This is a genomic window from Nostoc sp., from assembly GCF_036917975.1.
GTDB lineage: Bacteria > Cyanobacteriota > Cyanobacteriia > Cyanobacteriales > Nostocaceae > Nostoc.
The window spans coordinates 1-24,768 of sequence record NZ_JBALEJ010000006.1 but is presented as its reverse complement, the minus strand read 5'-3'; the positions used below and the strand labels follow the sequence as shown (position 1 = coordinate 24,768).

The 24,768-nt window shown below is 41.9% G+C and carries 14 protein-coding genes; 1 reads left to right on the top strand and 13 read right to left on the bottom strand.

The genetic code is table 11. From position 1 onward, the window contains the following. Positions 1 to 621: 621 nt before the first annotated feature. The 13 genes from V7K76_RS02230 to V7K76_RS02170 all read right to left on the bottom strand — a co-directional run bounded on the left by V7K76_RS02230 (position 622) and on the right by V7K76_RS02170 (position 24,172). The gene (locus tag V7K76_RS02230; RefSeq protein WP_334779135.1) at positions 622 to 1,644 is read right to left on the bottom strand and encodes an HNH endonuclease; all 1,023 of its coding nucleotides are present in this window, start codon (positions 1,642 to 1,644) and stop codon (positions 622 to 624) included. Between the two features lie 422 nt (positions 1,645 to 2,066). Beyond that, positions 2,067 to 4,631 (bottom strand): protein kinase domain-containing protein, encoded by a 2,565-nt coding sequence (locus tag V7K76_RS02225; protein ID WP_334779134.1) that lies wholly within the window; start codon positions 4,629 to 4,631, stop codon positions 2,067 to 2,069. A 66-nt stretch (positions 4,632 to 4,697) separates the two neighbouring features. Next, entirely contained in the window at positions 4,698 to 5,108 is a 411-nt protein-coding gene (locus tag V7K76_RS02220; protein ID WP_334779133.1) for an ASCH domain-containing protein, read from the bottom strand. A gap of 183 nt (positions 5,109 to 5,291) precedes the next feature. After that, positions 5,292 to 5,729, bottom strand: coding sequence for an EVE domain-containing protein (locus V7K76_RS02215; protein WP_334779132.1), 438 nt, complete (start codon positions 5,727 to 5,729; stop codon positions 5,292 to 5,294). 24 nt (positions 5,730 to 5,753) lie between these two features. Next, a complete protein-coding gene (locus tag V7K76_RS02210) occupies positions 5,754 to 7,595 on the bottom strand; it encodes a GmrSD restriction endonuclease domain-containing protein (RefSeq protein ID WP_334779131.1) in 1,842 nt (613 codons plus the stop codon). Positions 7,596 to 7,602: 7 nt separating this feature from the next. Next, complete coding sequence (gene drmC / locus V7K76_RS02205; RefSeq protein ID WP_334779130.1) at positions 7,603 to 8,403, bottom strand: DISARM system phospholipase D-like protein DrmC; 801 nt, start codon at positions 8,401 to 8,403, stop codon at positions 7,603 to 7,605. Next, entirely contained in the window at positions 8,400 to 10,238 is a 1,839-nt protein-coding gene (locus V7K76_RS02200; protein WP_334954002.1) for a DUF1998 domain-containing protein, read from the bottom strand. The genes drmC and V7K76_RS02200 overlap by 4 nt, the downstream gene beginning before the upstream one ends. Before the next feature lie 35 nt (positions 10,239 to 10,273). Further along, positions 10,274 to 13,729, bottom strand: coding sequence for a DISARM system helicase DrmA (drmA, locus tag V7K76_RS02195; RefSeq protein ID WP_334954001.1), 3,456 nt, complete (start codon positions 13,727 to 13,729; stop codon positions 10,274 to 10,276). Between the two features lie 43 nt (positions 13,730 to 13,772). Then, positions 13,773 to 17,735 carry an Eco57I restriction-modification methylase domain-containing protein gene (locus V7K76_RS02190; RefSeq protein WP_334954000.1) on the bottom strand — a complete coding sequence of 1,321 codons (3,963 nt, stop codon included), beginning with the start codon at positions 17,733 to 17,735 and terminating at the stop codon, positions 13,773 to 13,775. Positions 17,736 to 17,749: 14 nt separating this feature from the next. After that, on the bottom strand, positions 17,750 to 20,968 hold the full coding sequence (drmD, locus tag V7K76_RS02185; protein WP_334953999.1) for a DISARM system SNF2-like helicase DrmD: 3,219 nt from the start codon (positions 20,966 to 20,968) through the stop codon (positions 17,750 to 17,752). A gap of 580 nt (positions 20,969 to 21,548) precedes the next feature. Further along, positions 21,549 to 22,694 (bottom strand): DUF4145 domain-containing protein, encoded by a 1,146-nt coding sequence (locus V7K76_RS02180; protein WP_334953998.1) that lies wholly within the window; start codon positions 22,692 to 22,694, stop codon positions 21,549 to 21,551. Between the two features lie 200 nt (positions 22,695 to 22,894). After that, positions 22,895 to 23,788 (bottom strand): hypothetical protein, encoded by an 894-nt coding sequence (locus V7K76_RS02175; protein WP_334953997.1) that lies wholly within the window; start codon positions 23,786 to 23,788, stop codon positions 22,895 to 22,897. Positions 23,789 to 23,932: 144 nt separating this feature from the next. Continuing rightward, positions 23,933 to 24,172 (bottom strand): helix-turn-helix domain-containing protein, encoded by a 240-nt coding sequence (locus V7K76_RS02170; protein ID WP_225892625.1) that lies wholly within the window; start codon positions 24,170 to 24,172, stop codon positions 23,933 to 23,935. 159 nt (positions 24,173 to 24,331) lie between these two features. On the opposite strand from V7K76_RS02170, the gene V7K76_RS02165 reads away from it, so the two are divergent. Then, a complete protein-coding gene (locus V7K76_RS02165) occupies positions 24,332 to 24,679 on the top strand; it encodes a hypothetical protein (protein ID WP_334953996.1) in 348 nt (115 codons plus the stop codon). Positions 24,680 to 24,768: the final 89 nt, after the last annotated feature.

Below are 24,768 nucleotides of genomic sequence, written 5' to 3'. Positions count from 1 at the left end.
CAGCGATTATTAAGCCAAGGTGGAGATGAATACGATAGTGCAATCGCTGCTAAAGAAACAGTTGAGAAATACTGGCAGCATAAAGACAGAGAGTATAAAGAATATCAAAAAAAGCTTACTGAAACCCAAGAGTAAAGAATTATCTAGATTACGGATGGTGCGCGATATTTTTACCCAACGGACAACAGAAAGTCTTTTACGGTGATGATTGTTGGAAATAAAATTATCAGTCAGGTAATTCAATCTCAAATGATAGCGATGCCTACGGCGGGCTACGCCTACGCACTCTGGCGCGATGCCTTCTGAAGATTGCACTCAGAATTTATCGGGGGAAGCTCATGAACAACCAACCGAATCACAAAAACCTTAGCCCACAAGAAACGTCATGTCCTATCTGCGGCTCACAAAATTTTGTTTGGGGTCGTACCGTTGGAGAATCAGTAAGTCAGTGGGTGTATTTCCGTGCTGATGGGGCTGGGTGGGGGGAAGGCGAAAAGCTGCGGACACGGAAATGTAGAGATTGTAACAATGTTCAGTTATTTACGTATGATTAGCTGTCAAGACAAACGAAACTAGCCTTGAAGCTAAAACCAGCACTCCAGTTAAAATTTGTCGCAGATTTCAAGTAGGCGCAGATCCACCAAGCGAATTTCTGTAAGCATCAGCAGTTTCTGTACCAAAACCACCAGCTTGAGCATGACGGAGTAGCGATTGTACTATCGGCATCGCAATACTCATGCCAAATAAGGCATTGAAACCTGCAATAACCACTGGTGCAGATAATACAACTGTAAATTCTGGAAATAAGGCTAATACAGCTACTAAGACCAGAAAAACAATTGGTGTCGCAATACCTGCTGCCTTTGCCGCTTCTAAAACTAAACTTTTGTACTCTTCAACAGTAATGTCACCTCGGTAAAGATCCAAAGAGTATGAAATCGCTGTAACTGTAACTTGGGTAAGAATAGCGGTGACTGTAGCAGTGATCCCAAACTTAGCAATTGTTCCAGAATTGCTGACAATAGAATCTACGGCATTGTAAACCCGAATATAAAACTGCTCCCCAACAGTCATAACCTTGGCTCCGCGACGCAGATTATCAACACCCACTTCCCACAGGATGTTGTCAGCACCATTTGAGCCACCTTGGGAGCGTGGAATGATATGGCTACCATGTTTATCGCTCAAGAATTCACGAATAGTCCGTTCGTTAGCTCCAAGCTTTGATGTACCGGGAATTTTCTCAAAAAGCTTCATCACATCTGCGTCAGATCGAGGCAAATCTCCTACTCTCACACCAGCACGATACCTGAATCTATTGGCAATCTTGGGCATTTCTACGGCTAATTCCGCCGCAGTCGAAGGCAGCTTTTGCAATGCTTCAGCTATGCACAGACTCGAAGTACTCACACCAATAGCAGTTGTTTCAAATGCTTTACTGACATTTTGTACAGCTTGAAAACCCTGCTGTGCTGTTGCAGGTAAATCAGTAATTGTATTAATACTTGAGGTGGTAATTTCTATAGTAGTATTCTTGATGACATCAACTACTTCTTCTATCCCCTTCGCTGTATTATTTGCTGCTTCTTGCGCTTTATCTTTGAGCGTATCTGCCAAATTTCGTGCTTGGTTGATGAAATCCATATTTTAGTAAACTGTTGCTTTGACAATTTTGTATTTAGTTCAGCTTCTTCCGTCAAAGCTAAAAACTACATCAGCATTAATCATGAACTTCCAGGGTAATATTTAAAGTCATAGTAAGTGATTTATAGGTTTAGTCCGTGGTAAGTCAAAAATGGAAGTATAAAGCTAGTTTAGCTGTTTTATTAACCATTTAGGTAGATTTTTTATTGATACAGCAATTAGCGTTCTATAACGCATTTGATATCTATTCATTTGCCAATCACTTGAGCATTAATCTTATAAAGCAAATATTAAGCTTCACCGTAACATTGTTTAAAATTCTCTCTTGTAGCCAATGCCTTCGCCAAAGAGAAGCGCGATCACTCTTGTAGCTAGAGTGTCATAGCTAATTGTAAAATTCGCTGCAAAAGGCTTGATTCCTGCTAAGGAACTTTTGAATTTTTCTCATTTAACTTATCTGCTAATTTCTGCCAGCTTTTCGCTGTAACACCAAAATGCTCCTTTGCTGCCTGGAAAGAATCGAAGTTTCGTTGCAGCCACCCTGGTTGATATATACCTTGACGAGCTAGCTTATCTTCTTCTAGTTGTTGGGTTTTTTGGGTTTCCTCCTCTTTAAGGCTTTCTTGACTGAGCTTATATTGAAGCAGCCACCCACCTTTTGAATTTTGAGACGCTTCATAGTCGAATTTACGACCAGATTGATAATTTAATCCTGCAAACTTTCCATAAAAACTGGTATTTTTATCGTCATATCTTAAAGTGATAATTTCAAAATCGCTTCCAAACCGATCTTCAATCGCACTAATGATGAAAGGTAGAATTTCACGGCGTAAAATTTCATCCATTTCGTTTTCATCATTAATAGCTGAAGAAGTTGCAGAAACTTTCTTTTGTTTTACTGATGAGCCTGTCTTAGCAAACAAAAATTCTAAACGCTCAATAATCAAAGATTTTTTACTAGAAAGACCACGTAGAGTATTGATAGGATAAAGATTTTCAGCGCCTTTTACTTGGGGGATACCAAAGGCAAGATTACTTTCATCATTAAAATAAAGCCTGACCAGTATTAGGTCTGGGCGATCTCGCAAATGGATATCACAGTAGTCAACCGCATCAGTTAATTGAAGCAATTGAGGCTCGTAACCAACACTTTGGATAATACGCTTAACAATATTGCAAGCATCAAGCTCTTTTTGAGTAGTGATAATTTGATCAAAGCTCGAAGGAATTCGTTTTTCAAGCTTAGGTTTAGCAAGCCATTGGTTAGGATCACCTGCAACTTTCTTATTACTTCTACCAGATGTATTATTTGTATTATTTTGGTTTAATTGACCTTGTAAATTCTGAATTTCAGCTTCCATTGAAGCAATTTGCTGTTGATAAAGCCCATCAGCAATTTGAGCGCCGCGAATAAGATACTCTTGATTTAGCAAATCTAACAACACTTGGCGCATTTCTTTAGCACTAGCAAAGCGGGCTTGAGGGAAAGGTTGTATAGCTGTAGCAATCCAGTCCAACAGATTGGCATTAATGATGGGTTCTGCCCATTCTAAATCAGCCTCAAACTTGTCACTGAAATCCAACGTATGCGGTGGCCTTGCTGTAGTTAAAAATAGCATGACCATTCCTACTGCATATAGGTCACTTTGAAAAAGTGCTTTTCCTAATTGCTGTTCAATTGGGCAGTAACCAATTGTTCCGGCGGCTGTTCCTGTTTGCTGTAAATTATTTTGATCTAGTTCCTTGACTAAACCAAAGTCAATCAAAACTGGTTTTTCGTCTCCCTCTCGCAAAATAATGTTTTGTGGTTTTATATCTCTATGAATTATGCCCTGCTCATGAATATTCTCTAGTACTTCTAATAAAGAAGCGATGATTAAAGAAGCTTTACGATCTGAAAGTAAATATCCTTCCTCATATAGGTCGTTAACAATATCCATTAATGTTCGACCACGTACTAATTCCTGAATGATATAAAAATTACCTTCATAATCGAAATGGTCAAAAAGCGAAGGAACTTGCCCATGAGAGTTACCTAGCCTTTGCAGTGCGTTAGCTTCCTGGTCAAAACGTTCAATCAATTTCTGATCTTCTTGGTAATCACCTGTCATTTTTTGACATTTTGCTACAAACTGAGTAGCAATATTAGCTGTTAGACTTTTAACTATGAATGTAGCACCAAATCCACCTTCACCTAACTTGTCAATAACTTCATACTTATTAGAGATTCTATAACCTTTACTGATTTGCTCTAAGTTACGCTGTTTATAGCTAGTTGGACTCTTATTAACGCTGATTACTCGATTCTGAATATTAGATGGAGAAGATTTTGGTAATGTAGATTTTCTTTGAGATAAAATTTGTTCATACTCGCGCTCTAAATTAGCTACACTATTGCGACGAGTTTCAAGCTGGTTATATTCACTAACAAAGCTATTATATTGGCTTGCAGTGACTCTAGCATTAATAATGGAGTTATTATAATGTATTTCAATGATAACTCTATCAAGATATGTCTCCTGCGTTTCCTTGTAGTAAACTTTCTTTTTTGTTACACGGTCTACTTCACGCTTAGTTCGAGTTCCGTATAATTTTTGCTTTTCAATAAAATCAAAACCCTTACTTTTAGTGCTTCCATCGCTTAGGCTCATTTCATAAGCATTAAAGTTAAGGAAATCAGGTTTATTACGATCTATATCAAAATAGTCGAATTTATATATCTGATTAGCCCTTTGTTTTGCATTCTCTAAAAGCCTTATTGTTTCACTGCGTTTTTCTTCATAAATTTCATCGCCAGTACGCAATTTTTTGGCGTTTTGTATCATTACATAACCTGTACCTCCACTACCTGCACTTGCTAAAAGCCCAAATATTGACAATGCAGGTACTTTAGCAAAAATACCAATAAAAAATATTAAACATCCACCACCAATCCCAGCCAGCGCTACCTTGTTAGCCTTAGCTTTAGCTTCTATATATTTACTCATAATAAAATTCCATTAACTTATATTTACTGTATATTTACCATTTAAATACAAGAGCAATTAAACTATTTACTTTAATAAATGTTCCCTTATTTGATTACTAGCCAGTGTAAATACTACTTTTCTTTGTTCATTCGTTGCACCCCAAAAAATTGATTGTGAGCCTGCACAATCTATCGGGCTTTTAAATTCAAAAGCCTCTGCTAGTTGATAAGCATAGTCCTTAAATCCATCTTGTCTACAGCCAGTAATCTTACAGGCTCCAATAATTGCACCACGTTTAATACTGCCTGGATAGATACCATAGTCCGCAAAATATTCATCACTGGCAGTTGATTTTGAGGCATGAATTAGTATCCATCCTTTCCGATTAGTAGCTTGACTTCTGTACTCTTCTTTTTTTAAACCTCGCACAATTGCATAAGCAAAAGGTGGGTGAACTGAAACTGCTTTAAGTTTTTCCGGGTAGTTAATATGCATTAGTTTTATAATTTTTCCTTATTACCAATAAAACAAAACTTGCTTCGCTGGATGCCAATATCTAAATAAAAATACTTTTCAATACTTTGTGCGTTAGATATAAACCACTATTTGTTATTTCGTAATTAAAATGAAAGTTTTATAAAGCATCTAGGGATGCATCCCATAATCTTCAGGAACTAATTATTTAAGAGTATGATACTTCTTCAACTCATGTACACGTTGCCACTCCTGTTGTGTAATTTTGTAATTTGTTGCGTTTGGCTGACGAATCACTGTCAGATTTTTCAATACAGGTTCTTGTTTTAAGTCTTCCCGTATTAGAGGTTTTTCTAACAGCTTGCTGGTAAATCGAATTTTGACACAAGGTTTAATACCAATACGGCTGGTATCTATCCAATAGCCAATATCAGGTGGGTTTACAATAATTTTGGGAGGTTCAATAATCTCTGCGATCGCATATATCCCCGCCTTATCTCCAGATTTCCAAATCATTACTCCATCACCAGTAACCATGTCTTTGGCATAGCGTGTTGACAGCCACGGCATCTGCTCAAAATTGCGGATGCCGTCTATGATGCGGTAATACTGGGGGTTGCCTTGAAATAGCCAGTAGGTCATGTTGGTAAGTTAATTAATTTTTGATTACTCGTCTTCATCTACAACATCATTGAATGCTGAATCATCCACAGCCAATACAGGCTTGCCCATAGCAGCCTCGATTTTGGCAAGTATCATCCGTTGACGCGATGCCATAAAACCTTCAAAGTCATCCTTTCGTAGTGTTATTGCATCGATTTGGTGAGTTGCCAAAATCGCATTCATCCCTGCATCGTCTAGCTGAACACTGTCATGCTTTTGAAGCTGAACCAGATATTCACTTGGAGCCTTACCGCCAATCATCCGATTTGCCTTAAAGGATATCGGAGTTTTGTTGAGAATAGAGTTATAGCGAGATGCAGGAATACCCTGCTTGTCACACCAACTTTTTGGGAAAATGTGATGAATATCTAGTCTGCGTCCTTCCCAATCGGTTTCATCCAAATCCCGAATAGTGGACTTCCAAAAGAAATCTTGAGAACCTTCACGTTGAATCAAGGTATTAATACCCTTATATGCAGCACTAGTTCGGGAACGCAAAGTCCCTAAACGTGCAGGTTGAAAATTAGCATCCCGAACAGTTGCAGGTTCTTCCTTAGCGTCCTCAATCCAGTCGATAAGCTCTTGAATATCCAAAGCCATACGGCTTTCAACTGCCCCGCTGTACAATTCGCCAAGGATACCGCACCAGAACCAACGGGTGATTTTTTCATGGATTTTCGGTTCCAGCCAGCGATCGCCAAGCAAAGCCATGACTGCGGCAAGAGGGATAAGTTGAGTGCGGTAAGGTAAATCGCTAGTTGAGAAAAACGATTGCTGACGCAAGAATTTAGCTGATTTCCAGTAACCTTGGGTAAGGGGTAGTTTCCACTTTTGGAAAGTATCTAGGGGCAAAGATAGAACAGCTTCGCGCTTGGCAGTTACACCTGTTATTTGCTTGCCAGTTTTACCTGCTTTTGAGTCTTGCTGGCGTTTCTCCAAAGTGTACAGCAGTGTCAGCCCTTGCAAAAACTCTGTAGATTGGACTTCCCGTAACAAACGTTGTTTTCTGAGGTGTGCTTGAATACCTTCAATCCCTTCTTGACTATTACCAAACCACTCATCCCGCAAGCTGACATTATCAGCAGCATACGTAGCAGTTAAAAGGTCAAATACCGAGAGATCAACACCACCTTTATTTACTTTTTCAAAAACAAGACAAACTGCTTCTTTTTTGTTATTACGGTTAAGTTCGATGATTGGCAAATCATAAGAACGAAATTCATTAAGCACTTGGAAGCGAAATTCCATATAACGCCCAAATTTATCTGGGTAGGATTTATTTAGCCCTTGTTCCCAAGTGTCTGAATTAAGAATTTGATTACAAGGGAAATAAAAATGTTCGTATTCTTTCTCAGGTGTGCTAAGGTCAAGTTTGACATCACGCCCAAAGTTTTCTTTTTGAATGCGATTTGCATCAATGCTAATAATCGCACTTTCGTAATTTTCTGGCCCTAATAAGGCTGTTTCAATATCAATATAGTAATAACGCTGTACCAATTTCTTTTTAGAGTCACGAGTTTGAACAGGTTGCTTAAATATTAATACTTGCGTTAATGAAGTCAGCCGTTGTTGCCCATCGAGAATAAGCTTTTTCAATTTATCAAGTGTTGCTTGTGTTGGATCTACTCCTTCAACAGGCCGAGCTTTAAACTTAGCATCACCACCAGCCTCAAGCAACATAATTGCTCCCACAGGGAAAGAACGCGCAATACTGACCAACAGTGAACGAATATGTTCATCATCCCAAACCCACCCTCTTTGAAAATCGGGTAGTTGAATTTCACCAGATACAATTTTATCTAATAAATCTTTTAAACTTATTTTTGTAGAATCAAATGTAGACATAAAATAGTTAGACTCCAGGAATTCGACATAGAATATTTCTTGTAACCAAGCTTTCAAATTGCATTTGCAAAGCAATAGCCGTTACTGGGTCATTAAGTAATACACCAGCTTCGATATTGCGCTCGTGAGCCGCTTCTGTAAAATTAGCGGAGGTCACAAGCACACGCTGCTTATCTACAACAACACACTTGGCGTGTAAACAAGCTTTTGATTCCACACCCACCGCCAGCGATCGCGGATCGTGAAATACTTCAGGTAGTCTTTTTCCGGGCCAAATATCTTGGCGAAAACTACTGGCAAACTCCCGTAGTAAAGTAGATGTTGGCACTTCACTGTTGTGCGGTCGGTTGACGTTAAGAAACATTCGCACATTTAGTTCTGGGGTTAAATCCATTCGTTCTGCCAGCACCAGAAATAACTCTCGTGCTTTTTGTTTTTTATCAATAGCAAAGCTAGAAATGAGGACGCTTATTTTGGCAGTGCTAAACAACTCGCGCACAACAACACCAGTATCGCGGCTTTGAGAACCAGTAATTTCTGGGCCAGTCCAAACTAAATCAACGCGATCGCTCACAGCTTGGGATGTACTTCGTTCCTCTGCCAGCAGTCGCAGCGTATAAGCAATATGCTGAGAATGTACGCCCATAACATTGAGACGATTAAGTTCATCAACAATGTCTCGATTCAAAGCTGCTGGGATGTAGTTAGCTACATTCGATGTGGAAAAGGGCGGGGAAAGTCTGCCAGTTTCCAAAGCGACTGCCAAATTAACCAAGGCTGGACGGCTCAGGTCAAGAAAAGCCATCATACTCTCACATCCTCAAAGAATTCTGCCCCTGGCCCTTCAACAGTAGCAACGACCAATGCCCTGTCAAGAAATTCATTGCGCCGTTCGCAAGATGTTTCAGCAATGAGTAAACATCCGTGACAAGCAGCACCATGCAAAAATCTATCTTCTTGTTCGGCATCTGGTTGATGCTGGGCGCAAACTGGATCGTTAGAGCAAAGCCTCCCCATCTCCAGTGCAACATCCAAATGGTATTCAATCCGGTTTCCTATTTGTACCAGTCCCCCTAAAGTACCTTCAGAGCCAGGAGAACCAGTGTATAAAAGAATGCCATAGCCGGATTCACCAGCATAAATGCGTTCACGAATTGAACTAGCAGCATAACCACACTCTAGAGACACTGCTGCAATCAATAGGTGTGAAAGGGAATGCAGCATAATATAAGGTAATCCAGGGAACTTAGCTTTCTCTGGGGCAATTCCTTTTTGTTTGCGCCAGATATCGAGGCCCCTATCTAATTTCTTCCCTCGTTGCTGCACTGCATCTCGCTTGAGCCAATTTTCAATAGCTTCTTTACGGAAAGCGATGAACACGCCTTCCCCTCTGTTTTCAATCGCTGGAACCCAAGTAGGCTCGATATCAAGAGCAGCTCGCCTGACTTGAATATCTAAAACGCCGTCAATATCGGGCATAATTGCCTCAAAGCGAGTAAAGCCAATTTGAGCGGTAACTTCTTTAAGTCGATGTACTAAGACAATGCTCTCTATAAGAGATAGTAATTTTGGTTTGATGTTATCTAATTTCCGCGCACGAGCATAAAAGTCACTTTCTGGCACATCTTCTCCGACTTCAAAGGGACTAGATAGCAAAGTCTCGATTTCTACTTGCTTAATACCTTTGTATTGCTTACCTTGCCCACCACCCTGTCTGCGCTGGATTTCTGCCCATACTGCTTCATCACTAAATCCCAATAAGGCAGCAGCTACTTTTTGCTTCTTGCGTTCGTATTTGATTTGATCACTACTTTCCGTCTCCTGAAGAAAGTCTTCGTAGACTAAATTAACCGCCTTTTGCAAAGCATCATCCGAGTCTGGTAGAGAAATGACACTCAGAAGCTGGGAAAAGTAAGCATTGCTGGCAGAACGAACCAAAAGCCGATTATATTCTGGTTTCCCTGTTGATTCAGAAATGCAGAGTTCTTGGGCTTTGGGGCCAAGCCAAGGGCGATGTCCTTCGCACTTTCCTAAAACCTTGCCATTGGGTACTGTTGCATCTGATAACTGACGACGAACTTTACAAGCCTCACAGCGTACAAAAATATCAGCAAAATCGTTGCCAGATCCGCCTTCATCAAACCATAGCTGACCCCGACAGTTAGCTTGAGAATTTTCGTGGACAAAACCACGCCAATCAATATCTTTGATGTGGCCATTAATACAAGCTTGTACAAAGCGCACAGGTACGACTGGCACTTTCTTTCTGTCAGCATTGAGATATTTACCAGTTACCAAACTACCCCAAGGTAGTAAAGGACGTGTCCGATAAACTTTGGCATTGGGTGCTGCTTCATTTGGTTTTGGCCAAATTTCTTCTACTTGAGCAACAAACCAAGTGGGGAAAGCGAAAGCTGTAATTCCAGTGCGAGATGCTTTCGGGTCTTTCTCGTCTACAGGTGGCGCATATAAGGCAATATCATTAACCCCTAAAATGTCAGCGACTCGTTCCTTTAGTCGGTCTTCGTAAATACGTTTTTTGTCACCGTGCCAGTGGTTAAGTCCGCCAATTAGGATGGAATAATCGGGTAAATCTACCATTGCCCCAGGGCCAAAAGTAGATAAGATTTGGCTTTGGCGAATTTCTCCAGATGGAGGACGCTTTTTGTTTGATTTACTTATGATTCTTCCTCCTCTACCTCAAATCCATCAGGATTACGAACCCACAAATTAACTGTTGGCTCAACATCACGTAAACTGCGTTGAGCTTTAAATTTTCTTTCTTCTAGTGGTTTTTTCTCTAATTCCGGGTCAAGTGGGTCGAATAATAAAGGCGGCGCTTCCCCAACCTCACGCTGATATTGAAGGTTAATTTTTTCACCAGCAATTCGTACCCATAAATCTAGTAAATCCTTAACTCGACCCCTGACTTTTTGACGGAGTGCTTCAGCATCACCTGCATCAAGTTCTTTATCGTGCATTTCGGCACGCAAGGCGATCGCATCGATGACAAAATTTAGCTGGTTACGGTGCTGAAGAATGTCAATCGCACGAAGTGGTGCTGTCATCCCAGAATGTCCCAAACGTGCTAAGGCAACAGTAATCGCAGCAATCCCTCGGTCAATAGCACGAGGAGAAAAGGGCGTAACACTGGTAGCTTCTACTGCCCTATAAAAAGTAGCGTGCCAAGCAAAGAAACGTTCATAGTGTGAGCGATCGCGCGGACGGTGAACGTTGAGTAATGTAACAACTAATCCGGGTCGTTCTTCATCCCGTCCCACACGACTGGTAGCCTGAATATATTCTGCGGCTGTTTTAGGTTGACCGAGAACTACCATTAAGCCCAAGCGTGTAATGTCCAAACCAACAGAAATCATATTGGTAGCTAAGACTACATCAACACGTTCTTTTTGGTCAAATGTTGCTTCTAAGCGGCTTTTGGTATCTGCAACTTCACTTGTGCTGACACGGGAAGTCAATTCTTCCGGTTCATCGTCGATTTTCCGATCCGCAAACAAACCCGAACTTTTACCGACTCGTTTACGTTTGCTATAACCAATAAGCCGAGAGTTGACTTCATCTTCCACAATCCGCCGACTTCCACCCAGTTCACGCAAGGAATTAAAATATCCGAGTAATGTCATGTAAGGGTCAGCCGGATTATCGGGGTTTTTGCTCCCACCTGCTGCTAACCATTCTTTCTGTGCTGCTCCCAGCAATGCCAGATAAGTACGTAACAATACTACTTTCAGACTTCGCCCTTGAGCAGCAATTCCGACATAAGTTCGAGCATTCTTTTCTTGAGCCGGCACTGTCTTTGCAAAAAAGGAATCGCGCCGATCTGGCCCTGGTGGCGGAAATACATCAACTTCATTTCGCCCAAATAATGCCTGAATCTGCTTGGTTGCCCGTCGCACTGTCGCAGTGGAAGCTACAATCTTCGGGCGGATTTTTTGACCATTTATCTCTCGACTGCATAAAGCATCAATTGCAGTTTCGTAAAGCCCTACCATTGTCCCTAAAGGGCCAGAAATCAAATGCAGTTCATCTTGAATAATTAAATCTGGCGGTGGCAGATCAGCATCAAGTGCTTTACCTCTACCTGGATAAACAGGGCTGTAAAAACCATCTTTGTCATAGCGTTCTACACGTCCAAATAAAGCACCTGTTTCTCCTACCCAAGGCAAACTCGCAAATTTATCAACTGTGGCAATCATAAAACATGGCAACCGGCGATAAATCGGTTCGTCTACCGCTAACACTGGTAAAGAGCGATCGCCTCTAAAATGACAACGGCGATTGGCGCAACTTATACGCAAGTCTATTGGCTGGTCTGGATTAGGCAATAGCTGAAATGAATTGCGGTTGAATTTAGTTCCGCACCAAGGACAGTTTTCTAAAGGAATAGGTGAAGGTTTGCGATCGTTGTTTAGGAAGGCAATAGTACGCGAACGAGCGCTGTTTTCATCATTGTCTCCCTTCTTGCCCATCCGGTTAGGTGTGGCTGCTTGTCCTACCCATAACCCAATTTCAAAGGGCCATTTCCCCAGTTTTTCTACATCTTGCTCCCGTTCCAACTCTAGGGCGCAAATCATCGTCGCTGCCCGTCCTAGTTGGTCAAGAGTGAGGAGGCGCAGTGTGTAGCGCATCAGCACACTAAGTCCAGCAGAGTCAATACCAGGATGACGTAGCCGCCGCAATACAACTGTAAAAGCTGCCAGCCCCAAGTAAGCTTCAGTTTTACCGCCGCCTGTAGGGAAGAATAGTAAATCTACCAGTTCCCGATCTGAATGTTCGGGGTTGGCGATTCCTACCAAGTTCATTAACAGGAAAGCAAGTTGAAAGGGTCGCCAAGTTGGAGGGGCTACAGATTCGGGAGTAATATTTTTCTTATGAGTCGCACGCTGGCGCATTGATAAGGCGATCGCTCGATTGGCAATGCGAAACGCATCTAATACTTGTGGGTCATCCAATGCGCTTAAACCAGCAGCAATCCGATCTTTAGCAATTCCGGCTCGATCTAATAGGTCTTTAGCTACACCTAAGCGTTTTTGCCCAGTCGGACATTTGACTCGTTGCTCATCTATCCATTCAGAATATGCACTAACCATTGGACTGAGCAGATTTCGCAATGCTTCTGCTGTCGGTGCGGCGGCTAATGCTTCCATACCGACTTCCACATTTTTAACCTGGGTTGCAATTACCTTTTCTACGTCAGCAGTTGGTATCCAAGCCGTTCTTACTTCCTGACAGCCACCATTGGGATTTGCAACTGCGATCGCAGATACGTTATGACCAACAGCGTATTCATAATCATCTCGGTATTGCAAATCAGCAACTTTCTCATCCCAGTCATCGCCATCTCGCCCACGTAAATTGGGGCGTGGTACAAAGGAATCGGTTGTCTGAATTATTAAATTTGTTTGAAAAGCATAACCAGCATCCCGCTTTTGGTCAGGGCTAGGGCGGCGATGATTAACTAAGAATACTGAAACTGAGCGTGTTCCTGCTGGTACTAATTCCTCAGAAGTTACGGAACGAACTGAGACAACCAGTTGTAAACCATCGCTGTTTGGAACATCCAAATATATTGGAGAACTGCTTCCACTAAGAGAAATCTCTAGTTGTTTAGTCGTATTGCCTAAATTTAAACCAAGGTCTAATTGAGTAGGTCTACCGCTTGTACGCAACGGTACGGTCAGTTCTGCCTCTCTTGGAACTCTCTGCCAATCACCTGTGAAGGTAATTTCTTTTCCTTCGGTATCTGGTTTGGTTAGTGGTTGGTAATCGCCCCACCCGACAGTAACATGAAGTTGGTTAACGGTTTGGGGTAAAAGCACACTTAACCCCATTGAAGAAGGAAAATAGGCTTTACGAGCAAAGGCTTTCTCTGGAATCTTTTCATCTTCACCAGAGCCAACACGTCCAACTTCGTCCATTTCCTCATCGCCAGAGTTATCTGTACGTTGCTCTACTGGTACGCCGTAGGGTACAAGGAATCCTGTGAGATACCACTTGGAAGGAGCCTGATCTAAAGTTTCTTCAGCGTGGACAGCATCATCGGGTGTTGGCCCTACAAGGTCAAGCTGTAAGGCATCAATCAGATGCGATCGCACTTCGGCAGATGTGGTCATAATATTCTCTGGGAATTCATTGGCATGGCTAATGTTGAACCTGTCACATAGAAGTAGAGGGAAAATCAGGAATAGTTAAAGTCATTTCCGTCGCTTTGCGAGATTTCGCTACTTTTTTAGTATTCCCTTTAACTTTGGATTTCTCAGCAGCTTTACCGCCTAAAATTTCGGCTTTGGCGCGTTGCTGGTTGAGTTCGAGTAAACGGGCTAATACTTCGTCGTGAATTTCTTCTGGCCAACGGTAGCGCCAAGGCTTTTTCTTCTGGCGTTTGCTGGTGTTTTCGTCGTCTTCTTCGTCTTCGTAGTCAAGCAGGAAGGTGCAGTCTGTGGAAATATCTGTCCAGTCGTAAGCATCGAGGACAGCCCGATCGCATTGCGCGTGTAGTAAGCGTAGTTGTAAAATATCGGGGTGGCGTTCTTCAGGATCGTGAAAGCGGTTGTATGTGTCGGTGAGTCCCTGGTTGTTGCGAACCATTAAGGCGGCGCGGTATTCGTAGTAGGTTTTACCAGCAGTTTCTAGGGTGGGGTTGGTTTCCCAGTTCTCGGGGAAGGGGAATGTTTCAAAGCAGTCTGAGGGTGTGTAGCGTAAACCATCTCCTAATGTTGAACCAAGAAATCTTGCCCAAATTTCATGAATTCGGAATTGTAATATTGCAAAAATAGCAAAATTATCCAGTGCGACTACACCCAAAGCGTGTGAAAAAACGCTATTTGCTGGCAAAAATGCGAATGATAAATATTGAGAATGGAGAGAACAAACTAACACACGATTAAGAGGTGCGATCGCTTTAAATAATTCTCCTCTTAGTCGTTCAAATTGCCACCAAGAAGCAGTTGAATGCTTACCACGCTTGTCTTTAGCCTTTTCTTCTACAATCTTCATTAAATCAGAATATTCTCTAGCTTCAGCCTCACTCATTTCACCAAAGTTAATCACATAGCGATTATGTGCATGAGTTGGACTTGAGTTAACCTCTTCACCTCCGATATAAGGAAAAATCCTCTCTGCATTTTTAGGATTTTGTTCAATCAATTGGTGCATTTCAGCAATGGATGTAGCATCAGCATTAGAATCATCAAATGTAAAACCCATTCCTAATACATAGCTACCGATAAAACTTTTACCAGCATTCGCCAATAACACCGCCGGATTTTCATTGCCTCCCGCATGAAATAGAAACGCGGAAATTAAGCTAACTTCTCGTCCATTTAGCAGTTTTACACCTGTATATTTTCCTTTAAAAACATGAACAACACTCACCACAACGACAGCTACTCCCGGCCACTTCATCCGCTTTTGAGCATTGTAAATTGTACCGCCTTGCTCACAGATATATCTCAAACCTGTACTGCGGGTATCACCTTGAGCAATGGTATTTGTAGCAATCAATCCAAAACATCCAGATTCTCGCAAAAGGCTAAACGCTCGTCTAAAGAAATGCGCCACCAAATCAGCATTCCCATGAGATTCTGGATTAACAACTTTCAACCAATCTTGATAACCAGAAATATGAGCATTTATTGTTGTATTCTTCCCTGCAAATGGCGGATTACTAACCATTTCATCAAACCCCGGATTATCTCTATCAAATACCTCTGGAAATTCAATCTCCCAATCAAACACCGGAACTGGTTTATTACCAAACCGCAACTCTGCACAAATTCGCCTGACATCTAAATCATCTTCTTGATTTTTCTGCCTGTTATAAAACTTCAACCATAAATTATCACGCTCATCCTTTCTCGCCTTATCCTTATCCTTAGCGAAAAATGAAGCAATAACCAAATCCCCTTTTAGCCGAATATCATGCAACTCTGTTTCTATATTGTCGTAAAAACCGCGCTTGGCTGCATAATTGTCATCATCTAATTTGTGAATCTGATCTCTGTCAAACCTCACCTTCTCCATTGACAGATTAATCAAAGGTAAATTTGGGTCTGTATAGGTCTTATCTTCATCCCAATTAAACGTTTTAATTTGTTGGGAAGTCAACCCAACTAAAGAATCTCCCCACTTTAAAGCATGGTCTAAAAAAGTAAAAGGATGAGATTTCGCCAAAGTCAACAACCACAAAGATAACTTAGCCAAATTCACCGCAAAGGGGTTTTTATCCACACCATACAAACACCGTTGCGCCACTAACCGCCGCGCATAAAGTAACGGTTCTTCATCAATGGGAATTTCAGGTAATACGTTTTGCTTATTCCACGCTTCAACTAATTTATCAGCCAACTGACGACAACTTTCAACTAAAAACGCCCCCGACCCCATCGCCAAATCACAAATTTTCAACTCTAAAATCTGCTCTGGTGTCGGATTTTTCCCCAAAGCCTCTAAAATCGGTCTGAGGGTTTCTTTCACAATCGGCTTAGTCAACGCAGGAGGCGTATAATGAGTACCACTACGCCGCCGTTCTTCCCCCGGTTGCAAATATAGATAACCCGCAGGCATTACACTCGGCGTTTTCGGTGATATCTTGCATCCTAACGCCGCTACTAAATCCTCTGCTGTCCTCGCATCCTTTAACTCAGTCAGAGATTTACCAGTAATTTCGCAACCTGCAACATCCTTTAAATATTTAGCCCGTTCTCCCGCCTTCGTTTTAAGTACTTCCTCAACGCTGACAACCACCGTCACCGAAGATTTAGAACCTTTGGGTTTACTCCAAACACCTAAGCTTAGGCTATTTGCTCTTTCTACCTCATAGCCCATAATTGCTTCATAAACAGACCCAATTTGCTCAACATCCAAAGAACGGTAAGATAGACGTTCTCCATCCAGTACCAGCAACCCTTGCAAAACCCTGTGAATTACCCCATCTGACACGCGAGGAGGTTCAATACTTTCCCCAGTCTGATATTGTGTAGACTGGAGACGACCTTCTAAAAACGCATATTCATCTGGGTCAAATAGTTGTCCATGACGGGCTGGTAAATATAAATCAGCATGACCGCCGCCATCGTAAACCAAACGAAACAGACTCAGCAACCATGCCCAAGCACCATACCTCTGATCCATTGTATCCGGGTAGTTGCCGGCATCTGACCGCAAGCGATCGCAAAGTCCACTAACTGAGTAATAGCGGGTATAAACTGCATCTTGAGACATCAGCCCCCGGTCTTCAGCGTAAAGCAGGAACACCAACCGCAGCAAAATAGTAATCAGTCCGCCATAAATATGCTGTGGTGCTGTAGTGGCGATGTCACTAACTAAATGGCTATTAGTCGTTGCATCGGCTATTTGGAAGCCGCGCAGTAAATCCCATAATGCCTCTAATACCTGCTCTGCAAGCTTAATAGAGACATCGTTTTGATATTTCCGGCTTTTTTCCAGGATTGCAGACAAACGGCGATCGCTAGGGACATTAAACAGCCGGTCAGCCGAGAGCAACATCTCCATTGCACCCAAAATCAGCCGCCCAGATACCTCACACATCCCCTGCACAGGAAAAGTCAGATGTCCCGATGACTCCCCAGGTGGTGCATAAACCAAACGCAATTCTGTACCATTGCACAATAGCCCAGTGTAAACCTTTGTTTCTTTCAAAAGGCGCTCAAACTTAGATTGGGGGCTGGCGTGCCAACCAGTAGATTTACTATCCTCTGCGCCAGCATTGTCAAGTTCAGTACCATCAGAAAGCACCTGTACCAGCATCATCCAGCCGCCGTTTTGGTCGGGTACACAGTATGTGGGTGTCAAAATTTCGTTGTAATCTGGTAGTGCGATCGCTAATGACTCTGGACTGACAACTAAATCTTCTGGTTGCCAACCTAAAACATTAATAGTAAAAGCTGGAAAGTCGTCAATTGCAAAGGTTTCCTTCTCTATATCACCAGAGAGGGGTTTACGTCTGGCAACTTCTTGTAATATTTGTTGCAGTTCCACCACATTGCGGTTAACCACAGCTTGTGCTGCTGACAATGCCGGGGGAGATACCACCAACCCCACAGGCTGGAGAAAGCCCAACCATTCTTTATGTAACCGAATTTCTGGATCATTTGCCATTATTTACACTTTCTCTAGCCGGAAATCGGCCATAAATAAATCACGCCGACCGGTTCAACCCGTACTGCTTTTACTTTGTAGGCGGCTTCAATCCGGGCTGGTTCTGAAATTAGTTCTAGTGCGATCGCTTGAAGGCGTTTTTCCCAATGGCGACGGTCTGCATCCAATTGACGCTGTTCCTCAATAAATGGAAGAGACATCTGCACTGCTTTAGATTCTTCCTGACACTTGACAATTCGCGTCTGTTGTTCCTCCAAAATCTTTTTCATCTCAGCAGCTTCTTTAATACCGCGATTGGTGAGCTTTTTCTCAGCACTTTCTGCTAAAGCTGTGGCGCGGCGTTCCAGATGGGGAATTAATTCTGCGATATCTTGGGCAGCACTTTTTTTCAGTCGCTCTTTCACCGCTTCGGGAACTTCCAGTAAGTGGGGAGAAGCTAGGGAATTTTCGAGTAATTCCAGTACGTTGTCTTTCTCACCTTCTCTTAAAGGCTGAAGTTTCTTACGTCCTCGGCTGGTTGGGTCTGACCACTCTGCCGCGACTGCAATCACTTGATCGTGTAACCGAGAAGCCCGTTCACCATACAGAGCCAGCCTTCCCAGCGTAATCACTTTTGGCATTGGGTCATTAGTCAGACAAACACAAGCACGGGTTAATTCATCATGCAAGAAACCCTGAGCTAAAAATCTGCTCAGTAAACGCTGAACAATTCTGTGTTCTAAATGCAGATGAACTACATCCCCATCTAAAGAACCAGGATCTCGAAAGACTACAGGGCGAATCGGTGCTTCTTTTCGCCATTCCCAAAGTTTTTGTCCGATTTTCCGAGGTGTTCTCAAAGTATCAAGTGTAGTTGACCATGTTGGATCTGCACCAGTACGCTGGTCAAGAGCCGGAATTGCCCAACGCGCAGTTACAGGATTGTTAGCAACCTCATTCACATCAACAGGGGCAAGTGTTGGAACTCCCAGAATTTCTAAAGAAGCGGAAATGGCATCACGGAAGTGGTGGTCATCTAGTCCCAACCAATCCCGCGAATCTTTCAACATCTCTTGTAACTGCTCAACTTGTTTAGTCAAATCCTGTTGGCGGAGTCTGGCTTGTTCCAGTTCCTCATTAATTACTTGCGTGTTTACTGTTTCCTGGTTAAGTAGTTCTGCCTTATTTATTGAATCGGTAAGATTATTTACTTCTTGGTGACGAATACCATTAGCCAGTAAGCGCGACACATTTCTTTCAACCACTGGTGCAAGGCTGCCGAGTTCTTGTTGAATCGTGGCTGTTTTTCGCACGAGTACGTCTAATACTTTGTCTTCAGTGCGTTGCGGTAGGATAAAGTAATAACAATGGACAACAGGCGATCGCTGTAATTTACGGTCAATCCGTCCGTTACGCTGTTCCATCCTCGACGGGTTCCACGGCACATCAAAGTGGAACAAGTCAGCACAGTTATTTTGGAGGTTTACCCCCTCCCGTGCTGCGTCTGTAGCAATCAGGATACGCAGGGGATGACGTGCAGGATCAGCGTTAAATGCACTTTTGATAGCTTCGCGGCGTTCTTCTCCAATGCCCCCGTGAAATACATCTATGCGTTCATGTTCGCGGTTAGAGCCTGCGATCGCACTTTGTAATTGCTGTTGTAAATAACGTTTAGTATCTGTATATTCTGTAAAGATGATTACTCGTCTTTCTAACCAAGTAGCATTCGGTTGACCCAAATCAGGACAGAGATTTTGGCGAATCCAGTCTACCAGTTTTTGAATCCGGGGATCTGGTTGGTAGCGAGAGGAATTAGCGACATCTGCCATTTCGTCTAAAATTGCTAATTCTACAGCAGTTTGTCCCACACCTTGCATAGTAGCTGCTCCCATTTGAGCATCTTCTTCTGCTTCTACTTCCTCTTCGGAGAATTCAGCCCGTTCGTCATCAGCACCAGGAGACTCAAACAGCAATGGTAGACTAACTTGATGTATGGAAGGATGGTTAGCCGCTTGTTTTTCCATCGCTGTCCGATGCACCTTTAAAGTCCGAGCAAATGCTTCAATGGAAGACAAAAGACGCTTTTGTAGTGAAGTAATTACCAGCATCGCCGTGGTCTGGGTAGATTTAGCTGTATCTTTGAGTCTTTCCTCACGCAGATTGCGATATTGTTGCAGCAATCGGGATAACTTGAGTTCTGGTGCGTCTGCTGGGAGATTATCAATAACTATGGGACTCACGTAGCGTTGGGGAAACTCTTCTCCTATTTCCCGCAAGTCTTGTTTTAAGCGCCGTACCATCACAGTGTCTAGCAACTTGCGATTACGAACGGGTATTCCTCGGCAGAAACGCTGGGGATCGAGAATTTCTAGTAAGGCAGCAAAGCTGTTGGAATGTCCGTTGTGGGGCGTGGCAGACAAAAACAGCTTGTGTTCAAAACGCGGTGCTAAATTTCTAACAGTTTTGGTAAGTTGGGAATCAACCGCATATTTCGCCCCACTCGCAGGTGCAGCATTGTGAGCTTCATCAAGGATGAGCATGGATGAAGGTGCAAAATCTCCCAACCAATCCCGCAAAGGTGCGGCATAAGTTTCATCTCGTAGCAAGGCATGGGAAATAATAAATCGGGTGTGCGTCATCCACGGATTAATCCCATAACCCCGTTCTTGACGACGGGCAGCAATAAACTCACGATCCAAAATCATAAATGTGAGTCCAAAGCGATTCTCCATTTCTTCTTGCCATTGCCTTACTACTGACGGCGGACAGGAGATGACTACTCGCCTAACTTTTTGCCGCATCAACATCTCACGCAGTATCAGCCCTGCCTCAATGGTTTTCCCTAAACCGACATCATCGGCAATAAACAAAGCGACTCTCGGCATCAGCAAAGCTTTACGTAGCGGTTCTAACTGATAAGCTTTGACTTCTATACCGGCTCGGTAAGGCGCTTGGAAAAGCTTGGCATCTGTGGAAGTTACGCAATTCCAGCGTAATGTGTGCAAGTAAGCGGAAAATAAACGGGGATTATCAAAACCTCGGTTAGCGATAGAATCCCAAGATGTCGCCTTTACAACTTTGGCATCTATCTCCCGTTCCCATAGGACTTCTAGCGATTCTCCTAATGCATCATCTTCTAAACAAGAAAGACTAACTTTAGTGTCTTGCTCCTTAGTGGGTTTAGACACAACCTCTTCTACAAGATACTGCCGCGATCGCACACGCACAATCTGTCCAGTTACAATGTCAGTCACTGGCATCTCCCCCTTTGTGACTGGACTGGTATTATCCCTCCTTTAATCATCAAAAACTCACTCCTCTAAACCTAATGTCTGGTTAGCTTGGAGTGCTAGTATGCAACTAACTATATTTGGGAAAATCGCAAGTATAAAATAGCTTTTAGCTTATTTATTTTTTAGCACCTGCCATATCTTATGAAGTTATTTTAGATACTGCATAGAAAAATGGTTAATTTCAGTAGAAAACTTTATTAATACTAATTTAAAAGATTAAAGAACGGAAATTTTACATAATATTACATAGATAATTATTAAAATCTCACTAAATAATATTTTTTAATTGTAATATTACTTAGATATATTTTCTTAGATGTAAGTATCTATATAATCACGTACTAAACTAGCATTATCCAAGGATCACCTTTGCCTCTGAGTTCCGGCTTGTCCTTATGCTGTACTTCCCATCCCACATTTTCACAGTGAAACTGAAATCATTTGCTTGGCTGACTATTGAAAACCTGGATTACATCCCAATGATGCAACCGAATAAAAATTAATGTAAAGAAGCATTGTCTAAGCCAACAATAAATTTGGTTTAGATATTATGCATTTTAGCAAATGTACTAACAGCGGTAAAACCAAGTTTTTCAAGAGCTATTGCAGCTTTATACTGGACATCATCATTTTTATCTTTCAATGCTTTAACGAGAGATATCATTACATTAGGATTATTCGCTCCTATATCCCCTAGTATAGCGGCAGCAGCAGAACGAATATTAGAGTTAATATTTGGTGTTTCTATCGCATTAATTAGTTCTGGGATAGCTTTTAAACCAATAGATTTCAAACAATTAATTGCATTAGAACTAAATTTAGTCTTGTCTGTCAAACTCAACAAGACTGGTATAACTTGCTCAAATTCGAGATTTCTTTGTGCTAGTATAATAGCTGCATAGTAACGTACCGATGCTTCCTTTGCATTCAAGGCTTCTGTAAGAGCATTTATTGTTGCTTCTCCTAAAAGATTCGTTTCTTTATTTTGGGAGAGTTTCGCTTTATCTCGCCTTTGAAGTAATTCTGAAAATTTATAATCAAAGTCAATACAGTATTCAACTAATGCGTATGTAAAATCAAGAATATCCTGAGTATCTTCTTTGGAAAATTTTGTAGAGCTATGTACTGCTTCATTCCCAAAATACTTTAAAATATTAGCCCATTCGTATAATTTATTATCAATAATTCCTTGATTTCGCATTTCGGAAAGTTTCCCATCCAGTGTATATGGTTGCTTGATATCAAAATATAAACATAGCATTTCCATTGTTTTTCTACACATTACTACACTTGAAGTATAAAGTTCAGCTTGAAAACAGGTACTAGCTTCTCTATATGTGTATCTAATATCTTGAGCTTTGGGAGATTGATCAGCAAACTCTTTTATAGAAGGGTATAGATATACAATTTTTGTATCTACTAAATCAGTTTGATCATCATGATGATTAACCTCTTGAATTGAATATATATCCCAATTAGAAGTAAATTCAATAACATTTAGTTTATTGCAGTTAGGACATAACAAGTTCTTGATATGATAATCTCTCCAGGCTTCATAAGCATTAACTGGATCACATACTAGAGTTTTAGAATATTTGCCATCAGCAATAATTTGCATTAATGTTTTATTACCACAATGCCCACAGCGAACTGTATTTTTAGTTGATTGATTTGCTTGCTCACTCATTATTAAACCTTTGAAAAAGGATACATAACTCAAGTTATTAATTTTAAAAATAACTTTATTTAAGTACTAATTTTATGTTTGATGCTTTAGATATTTAAATTAGTTAATTTTTACATGATGAAACTACTAATTACAAATACCAATTAGCAACTTACATCATGTATAGTTCCCAGTTACGTTAACTAAACTAACAAAAACACTCAGGTAATTTTTTCATCCCTATATTCAGACTCCAACACACCCAAAAGCTTCTCTTCCAAAGCTGTCAAATAAGGTCGATTCAGCTTCCCCAACGACTCCAGAAACTTCTGCACCGACTCCTCCAGACCACTCGAATACACTCGATTGATGCGATCGCAAATCACCTGCATCTGCTGACACTCGGCAGGGAGATAATTGAAGGACTTCAGATGCTGTAACCCAATGGTGTACTCGCCATCCCAGAGTTTTACAGTACAACTAAAGTCGTTTACCTGGCTAATGATGCCCCAGCAACCACCCTTTCCTCTGAGTTCGGGGTTGTCCTTTGCGAGAATTTGGCAAACTTCACCTAACTGGTAAGTATTAGGTGCTTGGGTGCGTTCCATTATTTGCTGCACTACGTTTTTAACAATTCTAGCTGGCGGCACTTTACCCCCTGCCTGCTCCACCGCTTTTACCCACACTTCTTGCTGTTGGTGGGGTTCAAGCTTTGTCATTGGTCTGACTTGGCGTTCGTTAGTTGGCAAAATGTGATCCATTGGATCACATTTTTCCATCAAATTATCAAAAACAACCGCCGCATCCATTAAAAGATAAGACTGCCGACGGCTATGCCCAAACCTATCGCGGCAATACTCTTCAAATGTGCGGTGGGTTGAGCGGTACAATTTGCGATCGCGTAATTGGGCCAATGCCTTCCCCGCTTCAAAAAACGCTCGTTCTACTTTCCGCTCCAAGTGCAGGCGATCACTTTGCTCCTCTTGGGTCAACTCTGTTACTTCAACAGCCGTAACCGTAATTGTTGCTGAACCTGGGTCTTCTTGCTGGGAGATATCCTCGTTTGTTGAATCGGTAGATGCGGCTTTTTTGCGTCTAGAAGGTGGACTATTCATATTTCCACGTCCTCTAGTTCGATAATATTTTTTTACGGTCAATTGCAACGTATATTTTGGGCGTGGTTGGAAACTCCGTCTCTAAAAAAAGAGAGGGGAGAGCAAGAAGATTGATAATCTGAGGGTCAATCATCTTTGCTCTAATCACGGTTGCACCCCAAACTCAATGCCTAAAACCTGCTCAATTCGTCTTAGCGTAGGCAGTGGCAATACTTTTATCCGCTCTTGCTCAATTGCATACCAATTGGCAACAGAAATGTCAGCCTCAGCAGCCAATTGAGTAATAGTACGACCTGACTCATGTCTTGCATCTCGGATGCGTTGCCCCAACTCAGGAACATCTATTTCCCAGCCTACCTTCATTAATAGTTGATTTTGTGACATGTAACGCCTCCTTTATACAACGCATTAGAGCAATATTAATATCGTAACATTACACATCTATTGACATTACTATAATGATATTATAGGATTAACATTATAAAGAAAGCGCCCCGACTACCAATCTGAAGCGCTTTCCGTCCCGTTAGGAACTGATTTATTATGACTTACAACACCTACAGCCAACAACAGCTGCAACTGAAATCTATTGCCCGACTCAAGCAAATCTACAGCGAAATCGCTTGCACAGTCGAAGTAAGCGACAAACGCTGTAAGGATTCTTGGATTAGTGCAATCGCTGAATATCAAGCAAGCAAGATTCAGAAACTCACCCTCGCTGCCCCCGACGAACAAGCCGCAGCCCAAACCGAACTCGACAGCTACATCACCGCTCAAGCCCAAGCCATAGCTCCCGAACCCCTCACAATAGTCGAAATCTCGTTTGACCATCACGAATATTACGCTGATGACAAACTGGTAGCCAGCATCACCTATGACGACAACCTGTGACTTGAAGAAGATTTTGGACAGGTTTGGAAGAAGATTTTGGACAGGTTGCAGACTGAAATACTTATAACTTCGTTAAGAAAAGAATAAAG

Excerpts from the sequence above, each read along its gene's own strand:
- V7K76_RS02225 (WP_334779134.1), bottom strand. The coding sequence starts at position 4,631 with ATGAGTAAATATATAGAAGCTAAAGCTAAGGCTAACAAGGTAGCGCTG.
- drmC (WP_334779130.1), bottom strand. The coding sequence starts at position 8,403 with ATGATGGCTTTTCTTGACCTGAGCCGTCCAGCCTTGGTTAATTTGGCA.
- V7K76_RS02165 (WP_334953996.1), top strand. The coding sequence starts at position 24,332 with ATGACTTACAACACCTACAGCCAACAACAGCTGCAACTGAAATCTATT.
- V7K76_RS02230 (WP_334779135.1), bottom strand. The coding sequence starts at position 1,644 with ATGGATTTCATCAACCAAGCACGAAATTTGGCAGATACGCTCAAAGAT.
- V7K76_RS02180 (WP_334953998.1), bottom strand. The coding sequence starts at position 22,694 with ATGAGTGAGCAAGCAAATCAATCAACTAAAAATACAGTTCGCTGTGGG.
- V7K76_RS02210 (WP_334779131.1), bottom strand. The coding sequence starts at position 7,595 with ATGTCTACATTTGATTCTACAAAAATAAGTTTAAAAGATTTATTAGAT.
- drmA (WP_334954001.1), bottom strand. The coding sequence starts at position 13,729 with ATGACCACATCTGCCGAAGTGCGATCGCATCTGATTGATGCCTTACAG.
- V7K76_RS02190 (WP_334954000.1), bottom strand. The coding sequence starts at position 17,735 with ATGGCAAATGATCCAGAAATTCGGTTACATAAAGAATGGTTGGGCTTT.
- V7K76_RS02170 (WP_225892625.1), bottom strand. The coding sequence starts at position 24,172 with ATGTCACAAAATCAACTATTAATGAAGGTAGGCTGGGAAATAGATGTT.
- V7K76_RS02215 (WP_334779132.1), bottom strand. The coding sequence starts at position 5,729 with ATGACCTACTGGCTATTTCAAGGCAACCCCCAGTATTACCGCATCATA.
- V7K76_RS02175 (WP_334953997.1), bottom strand. The coding sequence starts at position 23,788 with ATGAATAGTCCACCTTCTAGACGCAAAAAAGCCGCATCTACCGATTCA.
- V7K76_RS02220 (WP_334779133.1), bottom strand. The coding sequence starts at position 5,108 with ATGCATATTAACTACCCGGAAAAACTTAAAGCAGTTTCAGTTCACCCA.